This is a genomic window from Microcoleus sp. Pol12B5, assembly GCF_036701335.1.
Taxonomy (GTDB): Bacteria; Cyanobacteriota; Cyanobacteriia; order Cyanobacteriales; family Microcoleaceae; genus Microcoleus.
This window is the reverse complement of the sequence record NZ_JAUBQQ010000003.1, coordinates 260,952-263,424: the sequence shown is the minus strand read 5'-3', so window position 1 is coordinate 263,424 and position 2,473 is coordinate 260,952. Positions and strand designations below refer to the sequence as shown.

Annotated in this window: 2 protein-coding genes and 1 pseudogene; 1 reads left to right on the top strand and 2 read right to left on the bottom strand. The window is 48.9% G+C overall.

Annotated elements, in window-relative coordinates:
- Positions 1–108 precede the first annotated feature (108 nt).
- Positions 109–477, top strand: a complete 369-nt coding sequence (locus QUA24_RS03445; RefSeq protein WP_333227219.1) for a Lin0512 family protein — start codon at positions 109–111, stop codon at positions 475–477.
- Between the two features lie 454 nt (positions 478–931).
- Here QUA24_RS03445 and QUA24_RS03440 read toward each other — a convergent pair whose 3' ends face one another.
- A complete protein-coding gene (locus QUA24_RS03440) occupies positions 932–1,771 on the bottom strand; it encodes a DUF4142 domain-containing protein (RefSeq protein ID WP_333227217.1) in 840 nt (279 codons plus the stop codon).
- 71 nt (positions 1,772–1,842) lie between these two features.
- A pseudogene (locus QUA24_RS03435) lies at positions 1,843–2,473 on the bottom strand (hypothetical protein); the annotation flags it as partial.

Below are 2,473 nucleotides of genomic sequence, written 5' to 3'. Positions count from 1 at the left end.
ACGGTACGATCGCTACACCAACTCTTTTAAGATACAAGGGGCGGGCTTTCCTTCGGATCGCTTCGCTAACGCTAACGACTACAAACAAAAATAAACCAAGGGACAACTATGGCACGTAAATGTTTCATCATTGAAATGGGGATGGGTATAGACCAGCACGGGCAGGAACCGACTGTAGCCTGTGCAAGGGCTGTACGGAATGCGATCGCCCATAATGCTCTCCTAGGCGTCTGGGAAGTGGCGGGTTTGACTGACCCGAATCAGATGATTGTTGAGGTTAAGGTGGCTGTTCCTTACCCGGAACAGGTGCGGGAACAGGAGGTGTTGGCGGTGCTGCCTTTTGGCAGCAAAACTCTGATTGTGGAGCAAGGAGGCATGATTGTCCCAGGAAGGGCGATCACCTCTCTGAATGATAAAAATGATGAGATGCTAATCGCTGTGGCGGCTGTGAGTGTTTTTGTGGAAACTGAGGACTAATTAATTTGGTGTTGTTTGAATAAATCGCCCGATCGCACTTGCTTGTTTTCGCGATCGGGCGATCGAACGCCTATCTGTTAAAAAATGATTAATTTAGACTAAGCTGTAGGCTGCGTCAGAGATATGGCATGAAATTTTGTAGGAAATTTGAGGCTCTGACCCATCCTACAATAGATCTGTTTGATGGTAAGATTTATTTGCGCCTATCTACTTAATTTTTAAGTTTTAATTGACAATTTTTAATTTCTTAGGCGACCAGGTATGTAAGCAATCCAGCAAAACCCTACGATTAAGAACAGCCAGGTTGCTGTAATATTGTTGCCCAACAAGTTACGGAGAAAATCTTCCATTTTTCTCAAAAATTATAGGGTTTAAAAGAATTTATTACTGTTCCCTCTCCGAGCATAAGAGGTAGAGTGCGATTGGCTTTTAGGCGATCGCACTCTACTTCATATTATGGCTGGCTGGTATCTGCCAACATTTGGTTAACCATTTGCAAGTGCGCCTGAAGGTTCGGCAACTTCTGGGTGGCCCAAGCCTTCAAGTCGGGATCTTGTCCCTGTTGAGATTGAGCCTGAAACAGAGCAATAGCCTGATTGTGGCTCTCGATCATAGCCTGCTTGTAAGCAGTGTCAAAACTTGTACCGGAGAGTCCCGAAAGTCGATCCATCAAAGCTGTGTTCTGGGTACTCATCTCGGTTGGCAATTCAACCTGCTTTTGCATTACTAACTGCATCAGCTCTTGATTTGCCCGAGTGTGTTCCTCAACCATTTCTTGCCCGTATTGTTTCACACCAGCACTAGAACCGCGCTGGACTGCCAATCTCCCGAGCTCCACTTCCAGCATACCAAGTTGACCTGCTTGCATGACAAAGTTTCTGTCTTGGCTGCTGAGAGAATTAGGCGAAGTTTGGCCACCTGTTGGAGTGTTGGGAGAACGGCTGGGAGTGTTGTTGATGGGGCTATTTGGAGAACGGCCAGGAGTGTTGTTGGTGGGAGTATTTGGAGTGTTGGGAGAACCGCCAGGATTGTTGTTAGTGGGGGTATTTGGAGTGTTGGAAGAACCGCCAGGATTGTTGTTGTTGTTTCTATCTGTAGCAGGAGCTCCCGGAGAATTAGGATCGTTTAAGTCGCTATCAGCAAGATCAAAAACTCGCTCCCCCGACTGGTTGAAGCCGTGAGTCTGGCGGTTTAATTCTGCGAATCCCGGCACAGCTATCAAGGAACTAACGCCGGCAATTCCGGCAACTGTTACCAATTTTTTGAGCAAACTTTTGCGATTGAGTGAAGTCATGACTTTCTAAGCCTCTAAGTTGTATTCAAAAGTACGTGAAGCGAAGCTATCCCGTAGGGAATCGCCCGAAATTACCGATGGGAGGGTGTACTGCCTTTCCTAAACAAGTTGATCAAACCAAATGCACCCAGGGCACCCAGCCACCCGAAATTGTTGGGGCTATCGCGCCGAGCACTCAAAACTCCTGAATTAGTATCAGCCGAAGTCGATGTGGTACCCGTTGTGCCGGTGCCACTCGTACCGGTTGTACCCGTTGTACCGGTTGTACCCGTACCGCTTGTACCGCTTGTACCTGTACCAGTCGTATCGGTTGTACCTGTACCAGTCGTATCGGTTGTACCTGTTGTACCGCTTGTACCCGTACCACTTGTACCGGTTGTACCCGTGCCACTCGTACCGGTTGTACCCGTTGTGCCGATGCCACTCGTACCGCTTGTACCCGTGCCAGTCGTACCACTTGTACCGCTTGTACCCGTGCCAGTCGTACCACTTGTACCGCTTGTACCCGTGCCAGTCGTACCACTTGTACCGCTTGTACCGCTTGTACCGCTTGTACCCGTGCCAGTCGTACCACTTGTACCGCTTGTACCGCTTGTACCGCTTGTACCCGTACCAGTGGTATCGGTTGTACCGCTTGTACCCGTGCCAGTCGTACCGCTTGTACCCGTTGTACCCGTTGTACCCGTTGTACCACTGGTACCG